The sequence below is a fragment of the Idiomarina sp. 29L genome, from assembly GCF_004123135.1.
In the GTDB taxonomy this organism is placed as follows: Bacteria; Pseudomonadota; Gammaproteobacteria; order Enterobacterales; family Alteromonadaceae; genus Idiomarina.
The window spans coordinates 413,411-433,686 of sequence record NZ_SDJS01000002.1; the positions used below are offsets into that span (position 1 = coordinate 413,411).

Annotated in this window: 19 protein-coding genes and 4 tRNA genes; 4 read left to right on the top strand and 19 right to left on the bottom strand. The window is 49.3% G+C overall.

The annotated features are described in order from the left end of the window. Positions 1-23 precede the first annotated feature (23 nt). The 14 genes from EST55_RS05595 to EST55_RS05660 form a co-directional block, all read right to left on the bottom strand. Positions 24-99 (bottom strand) — tRNA-Thr (locus EST55_RS05595). Between the two features lie 12 nt (positions 100-111). Beyond that, positions 112-186: transfer RNA gene (locus EST55_RS05600), tRNA-Gly, on the bottom strand. 45 nt (positions 187-231) lie between these two features. Continuing rightward, positions 232-316 (bottom strand) — tRNA-Tyr (locus EST55_RS05605). Between the two features lie 19 nt (positions 317-335). Then, positions 336-411: transfer RNA gene (locus EST55_RS05610), tRNA-Thr, on the bottom strand. Between the two features lie 133 nt (positions 412-544). After that, the gene (locus EST55_RS05615; RefSeq protein ID WP_088769017.1) at positions 545-1,840 is read right to left on the bottom strand and encodes an adenylosuccinate synthase; all 1,296 of its coding nucleotides are present in this window, start codon (positions 1,838-1,840) and stop codon (positions 545-547) included. A 104-nt stretch (positions 1,841-1,944) separates the two neighbouring features. After that, a complete protein-coding gene (gene hflC, locus EST55_RS05620; RefSeq protein ID WP_129496775.1) occupies positions 1,945-2,838 on the bottom strand; it encodes a protease modulator HflC in 894 nt (297 codons plus the stop codon). Next, the gene (gene hflK / locus EST55_RS05625; protein WP_129496776.1) at positions 2,838-3,989 is read right to left on the bottom strand and encodes an FtsH protease activity modulator HflK; all 1,152 of its coding nucleotides are present in this window, start codon (positions 3,987-3,989) and stop codon (positions 2,838-2,840) included. Before hflK ends, hflC begins: the two co-directional genes overlap by 1 nt. A gap of 30 nt (positions 3,990-4,019) precedes the next feature. Then, positions 4,020-5,312 (bottom strand): ribosome rescue GTPase HflX, encoded by a 1,293-nt coding sequence (hflX, locus tag EST55_RS05630; RefSeq protein ID WP_129496777.1) that lies wholly within the window; start codon positions 5,310-5,312, stop codon positions 4,020-4,022. A 28-nt stretch (positions 5,313-5,340) separates the two neighbouring features. Continuing rightward, entirely contained in the window at positions 5,341-5,598 is a 258-nt protein-coding gene (gene hfq, locus EST55_RS05635) for an RNA chaperone Hfq (RefSeq protein WP_053953128.1), read from the bottom strand. Positions 5,599-5,775: 177 nt separating this feature from the next. Beyond that, positions 5,776-6,726 carry a tRNA (adenosine(37)-N6)-dimethylallyltransferase MiaA gene (miaA, locus tag EST55_RS05640; RefSeq protein ID WP_129496778.1) on the bottom strand — a complete coding sequence of 317 codons (951 nt, stop codon included), beginning with the start codon at positions 6,724-6,726 and terminating at the stop codon, positions 5,776-5,778. Then, complete coding sequence (gene mutL / locus EST55_RS05645) at positions 6,713-8,491, bottom strand: DNA mismatch repair endonuclease MutL (protein ID WP_129496779.1); 1,779 nt, start codon at positions 8,489-8,491, stop codon at positions 6,713-6,715. Before mutL ends, miaA begins: the two co-directional genes overlap by 14 nt. Continuing rightward, the gene (locus EST55_RS05650; RefSeq protein WP_129496780.1) at positions 8,491-9,801 is read right to left on the bottom strand and encodes an N-acetylmuramoyl-L-alanine amidase; all 1,311 of its coding nucleotides are present in this window, start codon (positions 9,799-9,801) and stop codon (positions 8,491-8,493) included. Before EST55_RS05650 ends, mutL begins: the two co-directional genes overlap by 1 nt. Further along, on the bottom strand, positions 9,798-10,256 hold the full coding sequence (tsaE, locus tag EST55_RS05655; protein WP_088769031.1) for a tRNA (adenosine(37)-N6)-threonylcarbamoyltransferase complex ATPase subunit type 1 TsaE: 459 nt from the start codon (positions 10,254-10,256) through the stop codon (positions 9,798-9,800). Before tsaE ends, EST55_RS05650 begins: the two co-directional genes overlap by 4 nt. A gap of 1 nt (position 10,257) precedes the next feature. Beyond that, complete coding sequence (locus tag EST55_RS05660) at positions 10,258-11,790, bottom strand: NAD(P)H-hydrate dehydratase (protein WP_129496781.1); 1,533 nt, start codon at positions 11,788-11,790, stop codon at positions 10,258-10,260. Positions 11,791-11,804: 14 nt separating this feature from the next. Here EST55_RS05660 and queG point away from each other — a divergent pair, with 14 nt between their 5' ends. Then, positions 11,805-12,932, top strand: a complete 1,128-nt coding sequence (gene queG / locus EST55_RS05665) for a tRNA epoxyqueuosine(34) reductase QueG (protein ID WP_088769035.1) — start codon at positions 11,805-11,807, stop codon at positions 12,930-12,932. Here the strand turns inward: queG and EST55_RS05670 are convergent. Then, on the bottom strand, positions 12,929-13,132 hold the full coding sequence (locus EST55_RS05670; protein WP_053953135.1) for a YheV family putative zinc ribbon protein: 204 nt from the start codon (positions 13,130-13,132) through the stop codon (positions 12,929-12,931). The genes queG and EST55_RS05670 overlap by 4 nt on opposite strands. A 57-nt stretch (positions 13,133-13,189) precedes the next feature. On the opposite strand from EST55_RS05670, the gene EST55_RS05675 reads away from it, so the two are divergent. Together EST55_RS05675 and EST55_RS05680 are read left to right on the top strand one after the other, a co-directional pair. Then, the gene (locus EST55_RS05675) at positions 13,190-15,103 is read left to right on the top strand and encodes an ATP-binding cassette domain-containing protein (RefSeq protein WP_129496782.1); all 1,914 of its coding nucleotides are present in this window, start codon (positions 13,190-13,192) and stop codon (positions 15,101-15,103) included. Between the two features lie 14 nt (positions 15,104-15,117). Then, positions 15,118-15,354 carry a YheU family protein gene (locus EST55_RS05680; RefSeq protein WP_129496783.1) on the top strand — a complete coding sequence of 79 codons (237 nt, stop codon included), beginning with the start codon at positions 15,118-15,120 and terminating at the stop codon, positions 15,352-15,354. On the opposite strand, the gene cysQ is transcribed toward EST55_RS05680, so the two are convergent. Further along, positions 15,326-16,138 (bottom strand): 3'(2'),5'-bisphosphate nucleotidase CysQ, encoded by an 813-nt coding sequence (gene cysQ / locus EST55_RS05685; RefSeq protein ID WP_129496784.1) that lies wholly within the window; start codon positions 16,136-16,138, stop codon positions 15,326-15,328. The genes EST55_RS05680 and cysQ overlap by 29 nt on opposite strands. Further along, positions 16,131-16,691, bottom strand: coding sequence for an ADP compounds hydrolase NudE (nudE, locus tag EST55_RS05690; RefSeq protein ID WP_088769043.1), 561 nt, complete (start codon positions 16,689-16,691; stop codon positions 16,131-16,133). The genes cysQ and nudE overlap by 8 nt, the downstream gene beginning before the upstream one ends. Before the next feature lie 126 nt (positions 16,692-16,817). Here nudE and sthA point away from each other — a divergent pair, with 126 nt between their 5' ends. Next, positions 16,818-18,236, top strand: coding sequence for a Si-specific NAD(P)(+) transhydrogenase (gene sthA / locus EST55_RS05695; RefSeq protein ID WP_129497010.1), 1,419 nt, complete (start codon positions 16,818-16,820; stop codon positions 18,234-18,236). On the opposite strand, the gene envZ is transcribed toward sthA, so the two are convergent. Then, positions 18,217-19,542 carry a two-component system sensor histidine kinase EnvZ gene (gene envZ / locus EST55_RS05700; protein WP_129496785.1) on the bottom strand — a complete coding sequence of 442 codons (1,326 nt, stop codon included), beginning with the start codon at positions 19,540-19,542 and terminating at the stop codon, positions 18,217-18,219. The two genes, sthA and envZ, sit on opposite strands and share 20 nt — an antisense overlap. Continuing rightward, a complete protein-coding gene (gene ompR / locus EST55_RS05705; RefSeq protein WP_157776086.1) occupies positions 19,542-20,267 on the bottom strand; it encodes a two-component system response regulator OmpR in 726 nt (241 codons plus the stop codon). Before ompR ends, envZ begins: the two co-directional genes overlap by 1 nt. Positions 20,268-20,276: the final 9 nt, after the last annotated feature.

Below are 20,276 nucleotides of genomic sequence, written 5' to 3' on the forward strand. Positions count from 1 at the left end.
GTTAGAATGGCCTGTATAAGGAATGGTGCTGATAGGCGGATTTGAACCGCCGACCTCACCCTTACCAAGGGTGCGCTCTACCAACTGAGCTATATCAGCACGACTTGAATTTGGAGCGGGTGGCGGGAATCGAACCCGCGTCATCAGCTTGGAAGGCTGAGGTAATAGCCACTATACGACACCCGCAAATTCACAATATTGTGAGGCCACCTCAAAACCAAGGAAATTGCGTGGTGGAGGGGGCAGGATTCGAACCTGCGAAGGCGGAGCCGTCAGATTTACAGTCTGATCCCTTTGGCCACTCGGGAACCCCTCCCGCATTTTGCAATTTGAATTGGTGCCGGCAGAGAGAGTCGAACTCCCGACCTACTGATTACAAGTCAGTTGCTCTACCAGCTGAGCTATGCCGGCACCCCGGTTAGGTGGAGCGCATTCTATGGTACTAAATTTGATAGTGCAATAGCTTTGCGCAAAAAATTTATAAAAACACGATCAAGTGGTCAGTTTTTAACTCCTTCGAGCAAAAACTGACCGAGAAATTAGATTATTCGAATGGATGACGCAATACAATCGTTTCGTTACGATCCGGGCCTGTTGAGATGATATCAACTGGCACGCCAGTTAACGCTTCTATTCTTGATATATACGCTAACGCTTGTGGCGGTAACTGGTTATGCTCAGTCAAGCCAACGGTGCTTTCCTGCCACCCTTCTAACGTCTCATAGACCGGCTCTACGACATCATAGTCTTCTGCGGCCATTGGTGGGTATTCACTGATTGTTCCATCAGCCAGCTTATAACCGGTGCAGATTTTCAATTCGTCTAAACCATCCAGCACATCCAGTTTGGTTAAACAAAAGCCACTAACTGAGTTAATTTGTACCGCACGTCGCATAGCCACAGCATCTAACCAGCCTGTTCGACGTTTACGCCCCGTTGTTGCCCCAAACTCATGGCCTTTAACACCTAAGTGCTGACCAACATCGCAGTCGAGTTCAGTTGGAAACGGACCACTGCCAACACGAGTCGTGTAAGCTTTTACGATACCTAGTACATATTCAATATAACGCGGACCAAAGCCCGCTCCCGTTGCAACACCGCCGGCAGTTGTGTTGGATGATGTCACATAAGGGTAAGTACCGTGATCGATATCAAGCAATGTCCCTTGAGCGCCTTCGAACATGACTTTATCGCCATTCTTACGAGCCTGATCCAACATTGCCGGTACATCAGCAACCATTGGTTTCAGTAATTTCGCAAACTCTTTGCACTGCTTTAATACTGCATCATAGTCGATAGCATCGGTCTTATAGTACTCAGTCAGCGCAAAGTTATGGTAATCCACCAACTCTTTTAGCTTACCTTCAAACCGCTCGGCGTTGAATAAGTCACCGACTCGTAAGCCACGACGCGCCACTTTGTCTTCATACGCAGGACCAATTCCGCGGCCAGTGGTGCCGATAGCTTCTTTACCACGAGCTTTTTCGCGAGCCTGATCAAGGGCGATATGGAAAGGCAGAATTAAAGGGCAAGCTTCGCTCACTCGCAAACGCTCTTTAACAGGAACGTCACGCGCTTCGAGCATATCAATTTCTTCAATCAGTGCTTCTGGCGATAGAACAACACCATTACCAATAACGCACTGAACATTTGAACGAAGAATTCCTGAAGGAATAAGGTGTAAAACCGTTTTCTCGCCGTCAATGACTAATGTATGACCTGCGTTATGACCGCCTTGATAACGAACGACTAAGCTCGCCTTGTCGGTCAACAGATCGACGATTTTACCTTTACCTTCATCACCCCATTGGGTGCCTAAAATAACAACGTTCTGACTCATGATTGCCCCGCGTAAAAAAAAAGCGTGGCGATCTTACCTTGTATCGGGGAGTTTGTACATGAAGGAAAAGTGCCCAATGGAGCCATTGGGCACTGGTTGGACTTTTACTCTTGCTTCTCGCCCATCATATTTTGCAGATAGCGGAAGAAGTCACTGTTTGCATCGAGAACGAGCATGTCGTTACCTTTACCAAACGAGTTGGTGTAGGCTTCCATACTGCGAATGAATGCAAAGAATTCAGCGTCTTTTTCGTATGCTTCGGCATAAATACGTGCGGCCTCTGCATCACCTTCACCACGCAATTCGCGTGATTGGCGTTTAGCATCTGCAAGCATAACGGTCACACGTGCATCCACGTCAGCTCGGATAAATTCAGCTTGCTCTTTACCTTCTGAACGGTGCTCGGTCGCAACCGCCTGACGTTCCGCGCGCATGCGTTGATAAATAGACTGACTCACCTCATCAGGCAGGTTAATTTGCATGACACGAACGTCTAACACTTCAATACCAAGGTCTGAAGCACTTTGCGCGCCTTGCAATAAAGCTTCTCGCATCAGCTCGTCACGTTCACCAGACACAATATCTGAGATCGTGCGATTACCGAACTCACTACGTAACCCGCTGTTGATTCGACGAGTAAGCAGTGCTTCGGCTTGCAAAATATTACCGCCATTTGTACTTAGGTAGAACGTCGAGAAATCGTTAATACGCCACATAACGTACGTATCGACAATTAAATCTTTTTTCTCACTGGTGACAAAACGGTCTGGATCTCCGTCCAGAGTTTGCAAACGCGCATCCAGCTTTTTGACCTGCTCAATGAACGGTATTTTAAAATGTAAACCTGGCTCAAACACCATCGCTTCACCCGTCTGGGCGTCACGTTCAACTTTACCGAATTGAATCAAAATGGCTCGCTCGCCCTCTTTCACTACGTAGACGGAGGACAAACCCAGCGCGACCAGGACCACAACGATTATTGCGATTAGGTTTTTCATTAGTTTCGACCTCCGCTACGGTTGCTGTTGCGAGTATTTTGCGGTTCAGAGTTAAAAGGCATTCCTGCGCCTTGCTCTGGAACTCGCGGAGGTGAGAAGGTTTCTGTATTTCTACCTTGGCGCTCTAACAACTTCTCAAGTGGCAGGTACATCATATTGTTGCCACCTTCCACGTCAACCAAGACTTTTGGCGTCTTCGCGTAAATGTCCTGCAGTGTGTCCAGGTAAATACGTTCACGAGTGACTTCCGGTGCACGCTCATACTGAGGTAGTAACTCGTTAAAGCGAGCGACCTCACCCTGCGCTTCCAGAATGATTTGTTCACGATACGCTTGCGCTTCTTGCAGCATACGGCGAACTTGACCACGTGCTAACGGCTCAACTTCACGTGCATACGCTTCAGCTTCTCGGATATAGCGTTCTTCATCCTCTTGTGCAGCGATAGCGTCATCAAAAGCATCTTTAACTGCTTCCGGTGGACGTGCTGGCAACAAGTTAAGGTCGACAATTTGCAAGCCAATAGAATATGGATTCATTGTCGACTCAAGCATATCTAAAGTGTCTGCACGCACTTGCTCACGACCACGCGTCAATACTTCATCCATTGTCGTGTGACCAACGACGTAACGTAGCGCACTGTCAGTCGCTCGCGACAATACACCATCTGCGTCCTGAACATTGAACAAGTACGCACGGGGATCGACAACACGGTACTGGACATCAAGCTCGACACGAACCACGTTCTCATCCTGAGTCAGCATGTAACCTTCGGTTTTGTCCGAACGTACATTGTTAACGTCGACATGCTCAACGGTATCGACAAAAACAGGACGCCAATGCAGACCCGACTCAACCATTGTGTGAAACTGACCAAATCGAAGCACAACGCCGCGATCAGCTTCTTTTACGGTGTAAAAGCCTGCAATGAACCAAACAATAATGGCGATAATAGCAATGATGCCAATACCCTTACTTGGAATGCCTGAGCTGCCGCCAGAGCCTCCACCTTTATTGCCGCCAAAGCCAAACTTTGCAAAGAGTTTACGGACCGCTTCATCCAGATCAGGTGGTCCCTGATCTTTGCCGCCCTGATTTTTCCATGGGTCACGGTCGTTGTTGTTACCGCCGTTCCCCGGTTGATTCCAAGCCATGGACTGCTCCAATTTATGGTTTAACTTATATTAATTATGCTTTTGGACAATTAATTCATCCAAGTTTTTATCAAATCGTTTTTTAAGGCGCTGCCAGTCTACCGATGATAAACGTACATGCAACGCCAGTTGCCCATTTTCGTCAACATCTTCAGAGGTAACACTGTTTAGTTCGTACAATGTACCACGTAATTTGCCCATGGACGGCGGTATTTTTATGGTCGCGTCCATCATTTGAGGCCCCAACAACTGGGTTAATGCTTCTAAAATCAGTTCGACACCAATGCCTTCCTGAGCTGAGACCCAAACCCGTACAGGCTTATCATCTTCATAATCAATACGTGGCTTCGCCCCGTCGACTTGGTCTATTTTATTACAAATAATCAGCTGTGGCACATCTCCGGCGTCAATTTCGTCGAGAACTTCGGTTACCTGATCAATGTTGCTTTGCTGCTGCTCATCAGCAACGTCCACCACATGTAACAGCAAATCAGCTTCTTGCGTTTCTTGCAGCGTCGCCTTAAAAGCAGCGACCAAGTCATGCGGTAAGTGTCGAATAAAACCGACCGTGTCCGCCAGAATTAAGTCGCCAACATCTTCGATAGTGAGCTTACGAAGCGTGGGATCCAACGTCGCAAACAATTGGTCAGCGGCATAAACACCGGCTTCTGTTAACTGGTTAAACAGAGTTGATTTACCCGCGTTAGTATAGCCAACCAGTGACACTGTCGGAATTTCCGCTTTTTGCCTCGCGCGCCGTCCTTGCTCGCGTTGCTTTTGAACTTTTTCAAGACGCCGCAGAATATTCTTAATGCGTCCGCGGATTAAGCGTCGGTCAGTTTCTAACTGCGTTTCGCCGGGGCCACGCAAGCCGATACCGCCTTTTTGTCTCTCCAGGTGGGTCCAACCTCGAACCAAGCGTGTTGAAATATGCCGCAACTGCGCCAGCTCAACCTGAAGTTTACCTTCATGAGTACGTGCACGCTGGGCAAATATATCGAGAATAAGCCCGGTTCTATCCAAAACCCGGCACTTACAAATTACTTCGAGGTTACGCTCTTGCGTTGGAGACAACGCATGGTTAAAGATGACAATGTTGGCATCGAGCGCTTTCACCTGCTCGGCTATTTCTTCCGCTTTACCACTACCAACAAAGTATTTCGGCGTTGGCGAACCGCGGCTTGTTGTAATGACACCGCGCGTCTCAACACCAGAAGAGTTTGCTAAAAGTTTAAGTTCAGAGAGATCTTCTCGGTTTACTTCAGTGGGAAAGTCCACATGAACCAAAATTGCGTAGTCGCCACCTTCATACCTATCGAACAAGTTGTATCAGACCTCTCTTTTCTTAAAGTTAATCGTCGAACTCAGCCACGCCTTCAGCTGCTTGCTGAGGTAAGTAATTCTGAGGGATTCTGGCCGGGACGACAGTCGAAATAGCGTGCTTATAAACCATTTGGCTAACAGTGTTTTTCAGCAATACGACAAATTGATCAAATGATTCAATTTGACCCTGCAGCTTAATACCATTCACCAAATAAATGGATACCGGAATGCGCTCTCGGCGCAATGCATTTAAAAACGGGTCTTGTAGAGTTTGCCCCTTGGCCATCTTGGATTCCTTTTTTATCGTTATTAATTATCCAATGCGAAACACAAAAAGTGATAACACCGCCAATTTGCTACCACCTGTAAACACACTAGACCAGTAAAGAATTTTTGCAACCAGAAAAACGTTAAAAATTACTCATTTATTCGCTAATCGGATCTGTGGGCGGTTGCGAAAATTTCAATCCTGGCCAGGAAATTTTTGCGCAGGCTGAGCTAAAACGGCCTCGACTTTATCGTTCATATGTGGGTCGCCTGTTTCCAGCCAAGTCACGCCTGGCCAGCCGTTCAGCCACGTTAGCTGGCGTTTCGCAAGTTGTCGGGTGGCAATAATGCCGCGCTCTCTCATTTCGTCGTACGTCAACTCACCTTGTAAGTATTGCCACATTTGGCGATAACCGACACTGCGAATTGAGGGCAAGTCTTTATGTAAATCGCCGCGCTCAAACAGCTTTCTGACTTCATCCTCAAAAGGTTCTGACAGCATTTGATCAAAGCGCTGCTCAATACGCTGATGCAATACGGCACGCTCTTTAGGCGTAATTGCGAACTGGTAAACGGGCTTATCCAATTGACCAAAGCGTTCTTTAGTGAGCTCCGTCAGCGTTTTTCCGCTCACCTCATACACCTCCAGTGCGCGCAGGATTCGCTGAGGATCATTCGGATGAATCCGTTCAGCGCTTACCGGGTCAATATCTTTAAGCCTATTGTGCAAAGCAGCAAGCCCGTCGGCTTCCATTCTTTCAGTAAGGGCTTCACGAACGGTAGCATTGGACTCAGGTAGCTGCGACAACCCTTCGAGTAAAGCTTTGAAGTACAACATAGTCCCACCGACCAGCAACGGAACTTTTCCGCGTGTCTGAATATCATCAATTAAACGCAGTGCATCGCGCTGAAAATCGGCGGCTGAGTATGTTTCTGACGGGTCGCAGATGTCGATAAGGTGGTGCGTTACTTTAGAACGCTCCTCAGCGGTTGGCTTTGCCGTACCGATATCCATTCCTTGATAAATAAGCGCCGAGTCGACTGAAATAATTTCGCAGTCGAGTTTCTCGCACAGCGCGAGAGACAAAGCTGTCTTTCCTGCGGCTGTTGGTCCGTAAATGGTAATCACCGCATTAGTGGTTTGCATGATATCCCTCTGGTACATCGATAGGCTGGAGGTAGGTAGCAGACGCGTGCAGTTGGTCTTGCCACTGATTTAGCCAATGCTCAGCCTCAGTAGTACTGTATTCATTTTTAGCTACAAAGGCTGTCAGCCACTTTATGACTTGACCGTCTGAGCTCTCTGACACCTGCTCCAGTAGCTGCTTAAATAACAGTGCAACATTGCCTCTACGGAGCATTTCCGGCATTTGCTCTATGACGATTGTGTCTTTTTGGCGGTAGTACATAACACCCAGTTGGTTCAACTGCTGTTCCGGCCATTGACTTACCGGCGTTTTGAATTCCTTTGCCGATACCGTCACAGGCACTAATAACGGCTGTCCGGACAGCCCTCCCTCAACTTGCTGGGTCAGCCTCGTCTGCGCGCAAACGGAATGTACCTGTTGTATGTTCAGCCAGGCCAATGAGTTGGCGTTTTTTATTAATGCCTGATACCCATTAAACAGTGACAGTAAGCGCCAGCTTTCAGCCGAAGAGCTTGTTTTATGAGGGCTTGCGGAACTCGCTACGAAGGAAGGCGATACAGCCTGACTCGACGCGTTTCCTACCCCACTTTTTACGGCATTAGGCAGCAAGGAACCCATCGCTCTTCGCGGGGCGACAGAATAACGACTGCTTTCGCGCATTGCCGACGTATCGGCCGGCTGGTACTGATGACCGCGCGCACTTTCATAACTGTCGTCGCGAAAAGCAGCTGGTTCTCCCTCGGATGCACTATTCGTTGGCACCTCGGTTAAAGAGCGTAATACACGTTCAACCTGAGTCAGGATAAAGTCGTGCACTTGACGCTGGTAATGAAAACGCACTTCATGTTTAGCCGGATGCACATTCACATCCACTTGTTCGGCTGGCAGTTCGAAATAAAGAATATACGTTGGCACCCGGTCAGCAGGCAGGTACTTTTCGTAAGCCTGACGTACAGCGTGCGCTAAAAGCTTGTCGCGCATCATACGGCCATTAACGAAGAAGTGCTGCACATCACCCTGATACCGGCAATGTTCAGGCGCCACCATCCAGCCCTTTAACTGGTAGTCACCTTCCGGACTTTGTAACTGATACGCCTGCTCAGCAAACTGACCGCCACAAATTTTTGCGACACGCTGCAGCTGTTGCTTTTGAGACTCTGCTTTAGGATACCGCCGCAAGGTTTTGCCGTTATGAGTCAACTGAAATGCCACATCAAATCGACTTAACGCAATACGTTTTATGACTTCGTCAATATGGCTAAATTCGGTTTTTTCTGTGCGCAAAAACTTACGGCGGGCGGGAGTGTTAAAAAACAAATCCTGAATATCGACCGTGGTGCCGTTAGGATGAGCGGCAGGCTCAACATTAACCTGCATGTCGCGGCCTTCTGTCCACGCCTGCCAAGCCTCGCTTTGCTCCGCTGGCTTAGAGGTTAAACGCAGCCGCGACACTGAGCTAATACTTGCCAACGCTTCCCCCCGGAAGCCTAAACTGCCAATGCGCTCTAAGTCTTCTAACGACTGAATCTTACTGGTCGCATGACGACTCAACGCCAGCGTCAACTCGTCACGAACAATTCCCCAACCATTATCGCGAATGCGAATACGCTTACTGCCGCCTTTCTCTATATCTAAAACCAGTTCATCGGCGCCAGCGTCTAACGCATTTTCGACTAATTCTTTCACCACCGATGAAGGACGCTCAACGACCTCACCGGCAGCAATTTGGTTAGCGAGTTCTATGGGTAACTGTTGAATTGGCATTAACGGCTCGGAATTGTCAGTTTTTGCCCAATTTTAAGGACGTTACTTCGTAAGCTATTTTCAGCTTTAATTGCTTTCACTGTCGTGTTGTAGCGCTGAGCCAAAACCGACAACGAATCGCCCGATTTGACGGTGTAAGTAAAGCTGTTTTGATTCGCCAAATAGGTGTTGTCTATCGGATTACTGACAAAATACCGACGAATACCGTTGTAAAGCGCGCGCGCCATCTTTTGCTGGTGCGCGTTACTGGTCAGTAGGCGTTCTTCATCCGGGTTAGAAATAAATCCCGTTTCGACCAACAACGACGGCTTATCCGGTGATTTCAGTACAGCAAGACTCGCGGCCTGAGGTCTGGTTTTATGCATCTCCGTGATGGCGGACATTTCGTCAATAATATGTCGAGCCGCGCTGTAAGCACCTGCAATAGAACTGTCCATCGACATATCCAGAAGCGTTTCGGCCAAGTACGGCTCGTGGCTGTTTTTACTTAAAATGTCCGTCACACCACCCAGCAGCTCTGACTCTTGCTCTCGGTTCTCAAGCCAACGCCCAATTTCTGAGTCAGCCCGACGTTTAGACAGTACCCAAACCGAACCACCGCGTGGCTGGGGTGTTCTGAAGGCATCCGCGTGAATCGAGACAAAGAAGTCGGCTTTAGCGTCCCAGGCCTTTTGCGGCCGCTCGTTCAAGCCGATATAGTAATCGCCCGTGCGAACGAGATACGCTTGCATGCCTGGGTCATCATTAATCATTTTTGCCAACGCTCTTGCGATGCGAATCACGACATTCTTTTCGTAAGTGCCTCTAGGACCAATCGAGCCCGGGTCATCACCACCATGACCGGCATCAATCGCGATAGTTACTTTGCGATCTTTCAACTCATCAATCGACTTTGCCGGGCCGCTACGTTCAACTGACTTACCGGGGAGATCGACGACTAAGCGATCTTTGTATGAGTCGTTCGCGGGAAGCACAAATAGATTAGGTTCTGTTTTCGAATTCAGCTCAATGACTATCCGGCTGCTGCGATTATTCTTAGGGCTACTGGTACGCACTTTTCGCACCAATAAAGAATCTTCACCCAGGTTGGTTAACCCCGCTTTCAACCGGGTATTCTCAAAGTCTATGACTAACCGATAGGGTTTCTGCTGATTCAGCATGAAATAGGAGTAATCAGGGGTTTCCGATAAATCGAAAACCACACGAGTTTTGTCCGGCGATGGCCACACCCGGACACTTTCAATACTGTTGTCTGCCCACACACTGAACGAGCATAAGGCGACAAGCACAACCCAAAACTTTTTTATCATAATGATGTAACGATATTTTTTCCGGCGTTAGTTAGCGCATTTATAGTTATTTTTCTGCCTTGCTCATAATAGCTTAAGGCAATTTCAATGTCTGCGTCCGGAAGCCAGCCTGCGCCTTTTTCCGGCCATTCAATAAAGTTGAGCGTGTCGTCGGCAAAGTAGTCACGAATGCCCATGTATTCGAGCTCTTCCGGATCGGCCAGGCGGTAAAGGTCGAAATGATGAATGCGCCAACCGCTTAACTGGTATGGCTCTACCAGGGTATAGGTTGGACTCTTTACCGCACCTTCATGACCCATCGCCTGAATAACCCCACGGCAAAATGCTGTTTTACCCGCCCCCAATTCGCCTTCCAGATAAACGACAACGGGCTCTTTTATACTATTTGCAAAGCGTTTCGCCAATGCCAATGTGGCTTCTTCGTTCGACAATGTTTGCTCGAAAACCTCACTCATTTTACGTTATTTTTCCATTCACTAATTGACGTATATAAGGCAACAAGTCCGACGCTAAGGTTCCGCGCTCACCTTCATTACCCGCTAATTCTCCGGCTCTGGCATGCCATACACCGGCGGCAACAGCCGCATCCGCTTCAGTCATACCCTGTGCAGCCAGGCCGCTTATCACGCCAGTCAACAAGTCACCCATACCGCCACTGGCCATTGCCGGACTACCAACATCCAGAATAAACTGCCCGTTGTCATTGGTCACTAGCGAGCCCGCGCCTTTTAATAAAATTTGCGCTTCGTATGTATCGCGCAAAGCGCTCAATGCTGCAAAGCGGTCAGATTCTACCTTATTTGCATCAGTATTTAATAATCGAGCCGCTTCACCCGGGTGTGGGGTCAGTATGACGTGTTTCCCACACTTCATTTTGGATTGCTGAGAAGACAAAATATTCAATCCATCGGCATCAATAACTAATGTCTTATCAGACTGCTGGCAATAATTTGTCACCCACTCAAACATCTTGTGCGACCATTCACTCTGCCCAAGACCCGGACCTAAAGCGATGACACTGGCTTGTTCCATTAATGCCTGGAGGTCTTTCTGAGAATTGACCGCGCGTACCATAGCTTCAGGCTGTGCGGCGGCAACAACTGGCTGAACCTCGGGGTGACAAGCGACCGACACTTTACCTGCACCGCAGCGCAGCGCGGCTTTCATTGCCAGCACAACCGCCCCGGACATACCCGGTTGGCCACCAACAATAAGAGCATGACCGTTATCGCCTTTGTGCTCACAGGGGCGTCGCAGAGGTAGCCAATTCCTAACATGTTCAGCCGCCATTCTGATATAGCCAGCGGTGTTTTGCTTCGCAAACGTCTCCCCAATACTTAGGTCTTCCAGCACCAACTGCCCTACATGATTCTTCGCTTTTCCGGTCAACAGCCCTCGTTTATATGCAACTAAGCACACCGTTTTGTAGGCGTGAACAGCGACTCCCGGTACCGAACCTGTATCCGCATTCAATCCCGACGGCACATCCACCGCCAACACTTTTGCAGAAGCGTCATTTAAGTTTTGCACAAGCTCAGCCGCCACTCCTTCTAAAGCGCGGTTGAGCCCTACACCAAATAGTGCGTCAACAATCAGGTCATAATTCTGGGGGGCGCAGTCATGAACGACTTTTTCCTGGCCACCGTTTTCACGCCAGGCTAAGCGCGCGCGCTCTGCATTATTGTCCGTTTTCGAAGAAAGCGTCTTGTCCGGTGACAGGGCAAACACGTCGACCTGATAGCCGGCTTCCCGCGCCAGGCGGGCGATAATATAGCCGTCACCGCCATTATTGCCCTCACCGCAACATACGGCTATTTTGGCCGGTGCTTTCAGGTCGTTTTGCAGTTGCTTAAACACGGCAGTGCCCGCTGCAGACATCAGCTGCATCATGCTAATTGAGCAGGCTTCAGCGGCCGCCTCTTCGCCTTGTTGCACCTGTTCCACGGTGTACACGCGTTGTGCTAAACTGACGTTATCAATTGCCGTCATAGCTACTCCTGACCATGTCCAATTCCATTAACTACCAGCAACTGGCCAATGATATTAAGCGTTGGGGCGCAGAGCTGGGTTTTCAAAAAGTGGGTATTACTGACTTAGATCTTAGTCAACATGAAGCCACTTTACAGCAGTGGCTGGACAATGGCTATCATGGCGAAATGGACTTTATGGAGCGCCACGGCATGCTGCGGGCGCGTCCGGCAGAGTTACACCCCGGCTCGGTCAGAGCCATTTCTGTGCGTATGAACTATCTGCCCGTTGAAGCAGGTTTCGCCAAGACGCTAAAAGACGGCAGTAAAGGGTATATTTCCCGCTATGCATTGGGTCGTGATTACCACAAGCTTATGCGTAAACGCTTAAAACAACTCGGCGATCGGATAAAAGCTGAGTTTGACGGTACCGACTTTCGACCTTTTGTCGATTCTGCGCCTATTATGGAAAGGCCTCTTGCCGAAAAAGCCGGTTTAGGCTGGACCGGAAAACACACACTCATTTTAGACAGAGACAGCGGTTCCTGGTTTTTCTTAGGCGAGCTGCTTATCAACCTGCCGCTGCCCGTTGATGAACCCGTTGAAGAAGGTTGCGGCACCTGTACTGCCTGTATGACCATTTGCCCCACTCAAGCCATTGTCGCGCCTTATGAGTTGGATGCGCGACGCTGTATTTCTTATTTAACCATTGAGCTACGCGGCGCCATTCCTGAAGAGTTTCGCCCGCTTATTGGTAATCGTATTTACGGCTGTGACGACTGCCAGCTCATTTGTCCCTGGAACCGCTACGCTCAACTCACCGACGAAGACGACTTTAGTCCTCGTCAGGAGCTGCATTCACCGCAGTTACTCGAGTTATGGGCTTGGACAGAGCAGCAGTTTTTGGACAACTTACAAGGCTCGCCTATTCGCCGCATAGGCTATGAATGTTGGTTGCGAAACTTGGCTGTTGCTTTAGGTAATGCGCCTTCAGACGCCACCATTATAGAAGCACTCGAGAATAAAACCGAAGGCGTCACCGACATGGTGCAAGAACACATCGACTGGGCGCTGGAGCGTCAGCGCACTGGCGTTGCTGAGGTCACCAAACAGCTGAAACGATTGGTTCGCGCAGTAGAAAAGGGCCTGCCACGAGACGCTTAGTCTGGCTTAAATACGCCAATAACTTGGTCAAATTGACGCTCACTGCCACCGCCCTGCTCTTTTGGTTCACTAAAGCGGTGTTTGCACTGCACACATTCCACTTGTTCTATATCGTTTTCAATGAACAACATGAGCGTGTCCATGGCCTCGCATTTCGGGCAAACGGCACCAGCGATAAATCGTTTCTTTTGTCTAGCCACGACAACTCCTGTGTTAGAATTGGCTGCAACGTAGTTAATGATAACGCAGAGTGATTTATGATTCGAGCGCAAAGCATCAGCCTCATGCGTGGTGGCGATGTTTTATTTGAGGACAGCGACTTACAAGTATTTCCGGGACACAAAGTCGGCTTAGTCGGCCGCAACGGTTGTGGGAAGTCATCGTTGTTCTCAATGCTGAAAGGCGAACTCCACGCCGACACCGGCGACTTGCACGTACCCTCAGAGTGGCGCATCGCCAGCGTGGCACAGGACACACCGGCACTGGAAAAAGCCGCGATTGATTATGTCATGGACGGTGACACCGAATATCGAGCCTTAGAATCACAATTAGCCGACGCAGAAGCCGCCAATAACGGCGAGCAAATTGCACACTGCCACGACAAATTAGCCGCCATTGGCGCTTACGATATACAAGCGCGAACCGCGTCACTGATGGCAGGCCTAGGCTTTACTCAGTCGCAGTTGCAGCAGCCTGTAAAAGCCTTTTCCGGTGGCTGGCGTATGCGTTTAAACTTGGCTCAAGCACTGATAGCCCGCGCTGATTTAATGCTGCTTGATGAGCCTACTAACCACCTGGACGTCGACGCTATTTTCTGGCTGGAAGGCTGGCTCAAGCAATACGAAGGGACGCTGATTCTTATTTCGCACGACCGCGACTTCCTCGATTCTGTGACCACTGACATAGTCCATATTGAGCATAAGAAGCTGAACACATACAAAGGCAATTACTCGCAATTTGAACGTCAGCGCGCCGAGCACTTGGCCCAGCAGCAAAGTGAATTTGAAAAGGCGCAGGTCATGCGCCAACACCTGCAGAAGTACGTTGACCGCTTTCGCTATAAAGCAAGCAAGGCTAAGCAGGCTCAAAGCCGCCTGAAAGCCATTGAAAAACTACCAACACAAGCACCGCTGCGTGCGGAAAGTGGTATCGACTTTCACTTTTTAGAGCCGGAAAAGCTGCCGAACCCATTACTGACACTGCGGGACGCACAGGCCGGTTACGGCAATACCACCATTCTTGAGCACATCAAACTGAACTTGGTGCCGGGTACCCGCCTAGGGCTTCTTGGCCGCAATGGTGCGGGTAAATCGACGTTAATTAAGCTACTAGCTGGTGAACTTGAGCCGAAGTCCGGTGAGCGCATTGCCAACCCTGGCTTGCGGATTGGTTATTTCGCTCAGCATCAGTTGGAAACACTGGATATGTCCGCGTCCGCGCTGTTGCATTTACAGCGCATGGACAGCCGCGCCAGCGAGCAAGCACTGCGTGACTTTTTAGGTAGCTTTGGGTTTTCCGGTGATCATGCTACACGTCCGGTTGAGCCCATGTCCGGCGGTGAAAAAGCGCGTTTAGCGCTGGCTCTCATTATTTATCAACGGCCAAACTTATTGCTGCTTGATGAGCCCACCAACCATTTAGATTTAGGGCTGCGCGACGCTCTGGTTGCGGCCTTGCAAGAGTACGAAGGCGCGTTAATTGTGGTATCGCACGACCGTCACCTGCTGCGCACAACGGTCGATGAGTTTTGTCTGGTAGCCGATAAAAAGGCGGAGACCTTCGATGGCGATTTAGATGCATACCATGCCTGGCTGCAGGAGCGTGCCGCTAATGACAAACGAGCAGAGCAAACCGCACCAAGTCGCCAGCGAGACAATCGCAAAGAACAAAAACGCAAAGAAGCGGAAATGCGCCAAAAGACGAAACCGCTGCGTCAAACCATTGAAAAAGCCGAAAAGCGCATACAGGTTTTAGAAAACGAGCTCGCTGAACTGCACGACAAATTGTCTGACAACAGCCTGTATAACGACGACCGCAAAGCAGACTTACAAACATTATTAGACAAGCAAAGCGCCGCTCAAAAAGAGCTGAGTGAACTGGAAGAAACCTGGATGGAAGCGGAAGAGTCACTGGCAGAGCTGACCGAAGCGCTTCAGTCAGAGAACGACTAAACAGGAGAGTGTTTATGATTATTCCATGGCAAGAAGTGGACACTGAAACCTTGAACAACCTGCTTGAGTCCGTGGTACTACGTGAAGGTACAGACTACGGCGATCAGGAAATGTCGTTTGACACCAAAGTTGAGCAACTCAGAGAGCAAGTGAAAAGCGGGGAAGCCGTTATTGTGTTCTCAGAACTACATGAAAGTGTCGACGTAGTGCCCAAAGACCGTGTTACCGGAAACGCGGACGACGAGCAATAAAGACCTCTTCCCACGGCACACTTTGATCACCCAACACTAAGAAGTTTGGGTTCAATAAACTGACCGTCCGGTTGTAGGTAATTGGCTCAAAGTTCTCATTCACAATGCGTCCGCCGGCTTCGCCGACAATCACTTGCGAGGCCGCTGTATCCCACTCCCCTGTTGGTCCCAACCGTAAAAAACAGTCCGCTTTGCCCTCAGCGATAAAGCAGGACTTTAAGGAACAACTGCCCGTTGGCAGTGGCTGAAGATCACGTTGGGTTTGCATGCGGCTTAACACCGGTTCCCGCGCCTGACGGCGACTGATGGCAATAATGAGCGGATCAGACTCTGGATTTTGCAGCTTACGGACTGAAATCTTCTGCCGTTCAACGGCGTCTTCCTTAAACGCCCCCTGACCTTTCTCTGCATAATACAACGCCTCACCGACTGGCCAGAAAATAACGCCCATTTCGGGTTCATTATTCGAAACATAGGCGATATTCACCGCGAAATCGCCCGATCGCGCAATAAACTCCTGAGTCCCGTCTATGGGGTCGATAAGAAAGTAAGATTGCCACTTGCGGCGTTCATTGTAGTTTTCATGGTCGCTTTCTTCCGACAATACCGGAATGTGCGGGAAGTGCTGCCGCAAGCGATCTTCAATTAATTCACTGGCAACAATGTCAGCCGTAGTAACGGGCGAATCGTCACGCTTTTCAGACGTTTTGTAGTCGCGGCGTTCGTACATGGTCATGATGACATCGCCGGCCTCTTTGGCAATCGCTTTTAGTGTATCAAGCATCGGCAGACTGACCTCGTTTTCTTAGCAACATCAATAATGCCGCGACACTGCGCGCTTCGGTGAAGTCTGGCTGAGTTAATAAATTATCGGCGTCATCTACCGCCCAGGTGACCTTTTCCAGAGGCTCAGGCTCATCACCGGGCAAGCTCTCAGGATAAAGATCGGTTGCTACAAATATGTGCATTTTTGCGGAGAAGAACTGTGGTGCCATCGATACTTCGGTTAGAAACTCGAGGTTATGACTGCCATAACCAACTTCTTCTTTTAACTCTCGCTGCGCCGCTTCTTCCGGCGTTTCGCCGGGGTCAATCAAACCTTTTGGGAAACCCAATTGGTAGTCGTGAGAGCCAGCCGCGTATTCGCGAATAAGCAGCAATGTTTTGTCGTCCAGACAGGGAACAATCATAACGGCGCCACGACCACTGCCTTTCATGCGTTCAAACTGACGCTGCTCACCGTTGCTGAACTTTAAATCGACCGCTTCAATGCGTAGCAGCCGACTTTGAGCTACCACACGACGGGATAAAATTTGAGGGACTTGCTTCTTTGTCATACAACCATCCAAGTCATTGTCTCTCTTTACTATAACGACTCTGCGTACAGAAAACAGTCTGAATTTACGGTTTTTAGAATGAGTGCTAGTATTCAAGCCATTGTAGCGAATAAAGAAGTGATCATTATGACAACGCGAAAGCCCGAGACAGAAACCGAATTTGATGTAGTGGTAATTGGTACAGGTCCCGGCGGTGAAGGCGCTGCAATGCAACTTGCCAAAAGTGGTTATAACGTTGCCATTGTTGAACGTCATAAAGCGCTTGGGGGCGGTTGTACGCACTGGGGAACGATTCCATCAAAGGCATTACGGCACTCGGTTAGCCGACTGATTGAATACAACAACAACCCGCTGTTTTCGGGCCCCGGTTGGCAAAGCGGTATGACCTTTAGCCACATTCTGCACTATGCAGAGTCCGTTATTCGCAAGCAGGTAAAACTGCGCAGCTCTTTTTATGACCGCAACGATGTCACTGTCGTACATGGTACGGCGTCATTCTTAGACAAAAACCGTATTCGTGTGACAAAACTCGACGGCTCCGTTGATGACCTGATTACCAAGCACGTCGTGATTGCATCAGGCTCCCGCCCATACCATCCGGGAGACATTGACTTTGACCACCCGCGTATTTACGACTCCGACAAAGTCTTGTCGCTGTCACACGAGCCAAAAACCATTTTGATTTACGGTGCGGGTGTCATTGGTAGTGAGTACGCCAGTATCTTCCGTGGCATGGGCGTTAAAGTCGACCTGATCAACCAACGCGACCGCTTACTGTCATTTCTGGATGCGGAAATATCAGACGCCCTCAGTTACCACCTACGCAACAGCGGTGTGGTTATTCGCCATAACGAAGAATATGAAAGTATTACCGGCTATGACGACAAAGTGGTACTAAAAACCAAGTCGGGTAAAACCATGGCGGCGGACTGCTTATTATTCGCTAACGGGCGCTCGGGTAATATCGAAGACTTGAGCTGCGACGTTGTCGGGCTGGAGCCAAACTATCGTGGTCAGCTGGAGGTCAATGAAAATTACCAAACCTCAGTCGACAACATTTACGCGGTGGGCGACATTATTGGCTACCCGAGCCTAGCTAGCGCGGCCTATGATCAAGGACGTATTTGCGCTTCATCCATTATTAATGGCGAAAGTGACAAAGCCTTAGTCAGCGATATACCGACCGGCATCTATACCATTCCAGAAATCAGCTCCGTTGGTAAAACGGAAGAAGAATTGACCGAAATGAAGGTGCCTTACGAGGTGGGACGTGCTCAGTTCAAACACTTGGCGCGTGCACAAATTTCCGGCGCAGACGTTGGCTGCTTGAAACTGCTGTTTCACCGTGAAACTCGAGAGCTATTAGGTTTGCACTGCTTTGGCGAGCGGGCATCCGAAATTGTTCACATTGGCCAGGCTATTATGGAGCAGAAAAACGGCGGCAACACCATCGACTATTTTGTGAATACCACATTCAACTACCCAACCATGGCCGAAGCGTATCGAGTCGCCGCCTTGAACGGTATTAATCGTCTTGCTTTGTAGGTTTGGAGACGGCCTGAAGCGGTAGCTCTATTCGCACACACAAACCGCCTTCCGGGCGGTTTTTTAATGTTATGCAACCGTCGTGACGGTCGACAATACGCTTAATAATTGCCAATCCCAGCCCGGAGCCTACGCCACCACGAGCTTTATCGCCCTGCATAAAGGGCTGGAACAATTTCGCTTGTTGCTCTTCGGGAATACCAGGACCGTCATCGCTGACGCTGAACCACACACTTTTTTGTTTTTTATCGTAACCGGAGCTGACCAGTACATTTTGCTTACCGTAACGTTCTGCGTTTTCCAGTAAGTTCACAATAACGCGTTTCATGGACAAAGGCCGCAACCAAACTAACGGTAAGTTACCCAACGCCAATTCAAAATGTTTTTCCCAGTTGTCGGGCACGTTGGCAACGGTTTGCTCTATCAGCTCATTGAGTGACTCTCGACTGCTCTTCTCTTGTTGGTCAAGGCGAACATAGTCAATAAATTGATCGATAATGTCATTCATGTCGTCGATGTCTTCAACAATGCCCTGCGCCAGCGTGTCGTCTTCGGGCATCATTTCTGCCGCTAGCCGAATACGCGTCAATGGTGTACGTAAGTCATGTGAAACGCCCGCCATGAGTAAGTTACGGTCGTTTTCCAGCTCGCGAATGCCTTTGGACATGTGGTTAAACGCACGAGTTACCGCCATAACTTCGCTTGCGCCTTTCTCTTCCAACTGCTTAGGAAATTCACCTCGCCCAACTTTTCGCGCGGACTCTTCCAACGCCTTTAACGGACGGTTTAACCAGTTCGCAAACAGCATGCCGCCCAATACACTCGACACGCCAATAAGCAGCAAATACATAATCAGCGGGGAAAATTGTCCTTTTTGCATGCTTTCTAACGGCACCCGTATCCAAAAGTCAGGCGCTTTGGGTGGCTTCACCCAAATAAAAAATTCGCTTCCCTGCGACACACGGACAACAGCCTCACCACCTAGCATCGCGCTCATATCGTCAGACAAATAGCCGTAATAAGTAGAGTTAGTCAGACCATTTTCTCTGGCTTCTGAGTCGCTGAATATCTCTATACCTGTTTCTTCCCGGTAGCGCTCGATAAGCTCACGCTCGGTTTCAGGTGAGTGCTGGCGAGGAATAAACATGGTGCGAATATGCTTGGCAATAAGCTCATTAATTTGCTCAATGGAGGGCTTAACCACATAGTTACTCACCATGACGTAAGAAACGACCTGGTTTATCAGCAAAATCAGTGCAAGCAGCGCAACCGTTCTGGCAAACGCTGATTTCGGAAACAGCTTCATTAGCTTTTCAGTTTACCGTCGGGCACAAACACATAGCCAAGTCCCCACACGGTTTGAATATAACGAGGCTTAGTAGGATCTTCTTCTAACATACGGCGTAAGCGTGACACCTGTACATCGATAGAACGCTCAAGAGCGCTGTAATCACGACCCCGCGCCAAATGCATGAGTTTGTCTCGGGACAATGGCTGGCGGGCATGGGTCACTAAGGCTTTAAGTACCGCAAACTCACCACTGGTTAACGGCATAGGCGTGTCACCATGGAACATTTCGCGGGTACCAAGATTAAGGCGAAACTCGCCAAATTCTATTTCTTGATCTTCCTGTGACGGAGCGCCAGGCGCTTCTGAGCCTCGACGGCGCAGTACCGCTCTAATACGGGCCAATAACTCACGCGGGTTAAACGGCTTAGCCAGGTAGTCATCCGCACCGAGCTCCAGACCAATAATACGATCCACTTCGTCGCCTTTGGCGGTCAGCATAATGACGGGTATGTTATTGCCTTCGTTCCGCAAGCGCTTACAAATCGACAGCCCATCTTCACCCGGCAGCATGAGATCAAGCACCATCAAATGAAAGTTTTCACGCGTCAGCAAGCGGTCCATCTGCTCAGAGTCCTGCGCCACGCGAACGGTAAAGTTTTGCTCCGTTAAATAGCGTTCAAGCAAGCTACGAAGCCGTGCGTCGTCATCAACTACCAGAACTTTTAATGTTTCCTGCATCATAATTTTAGT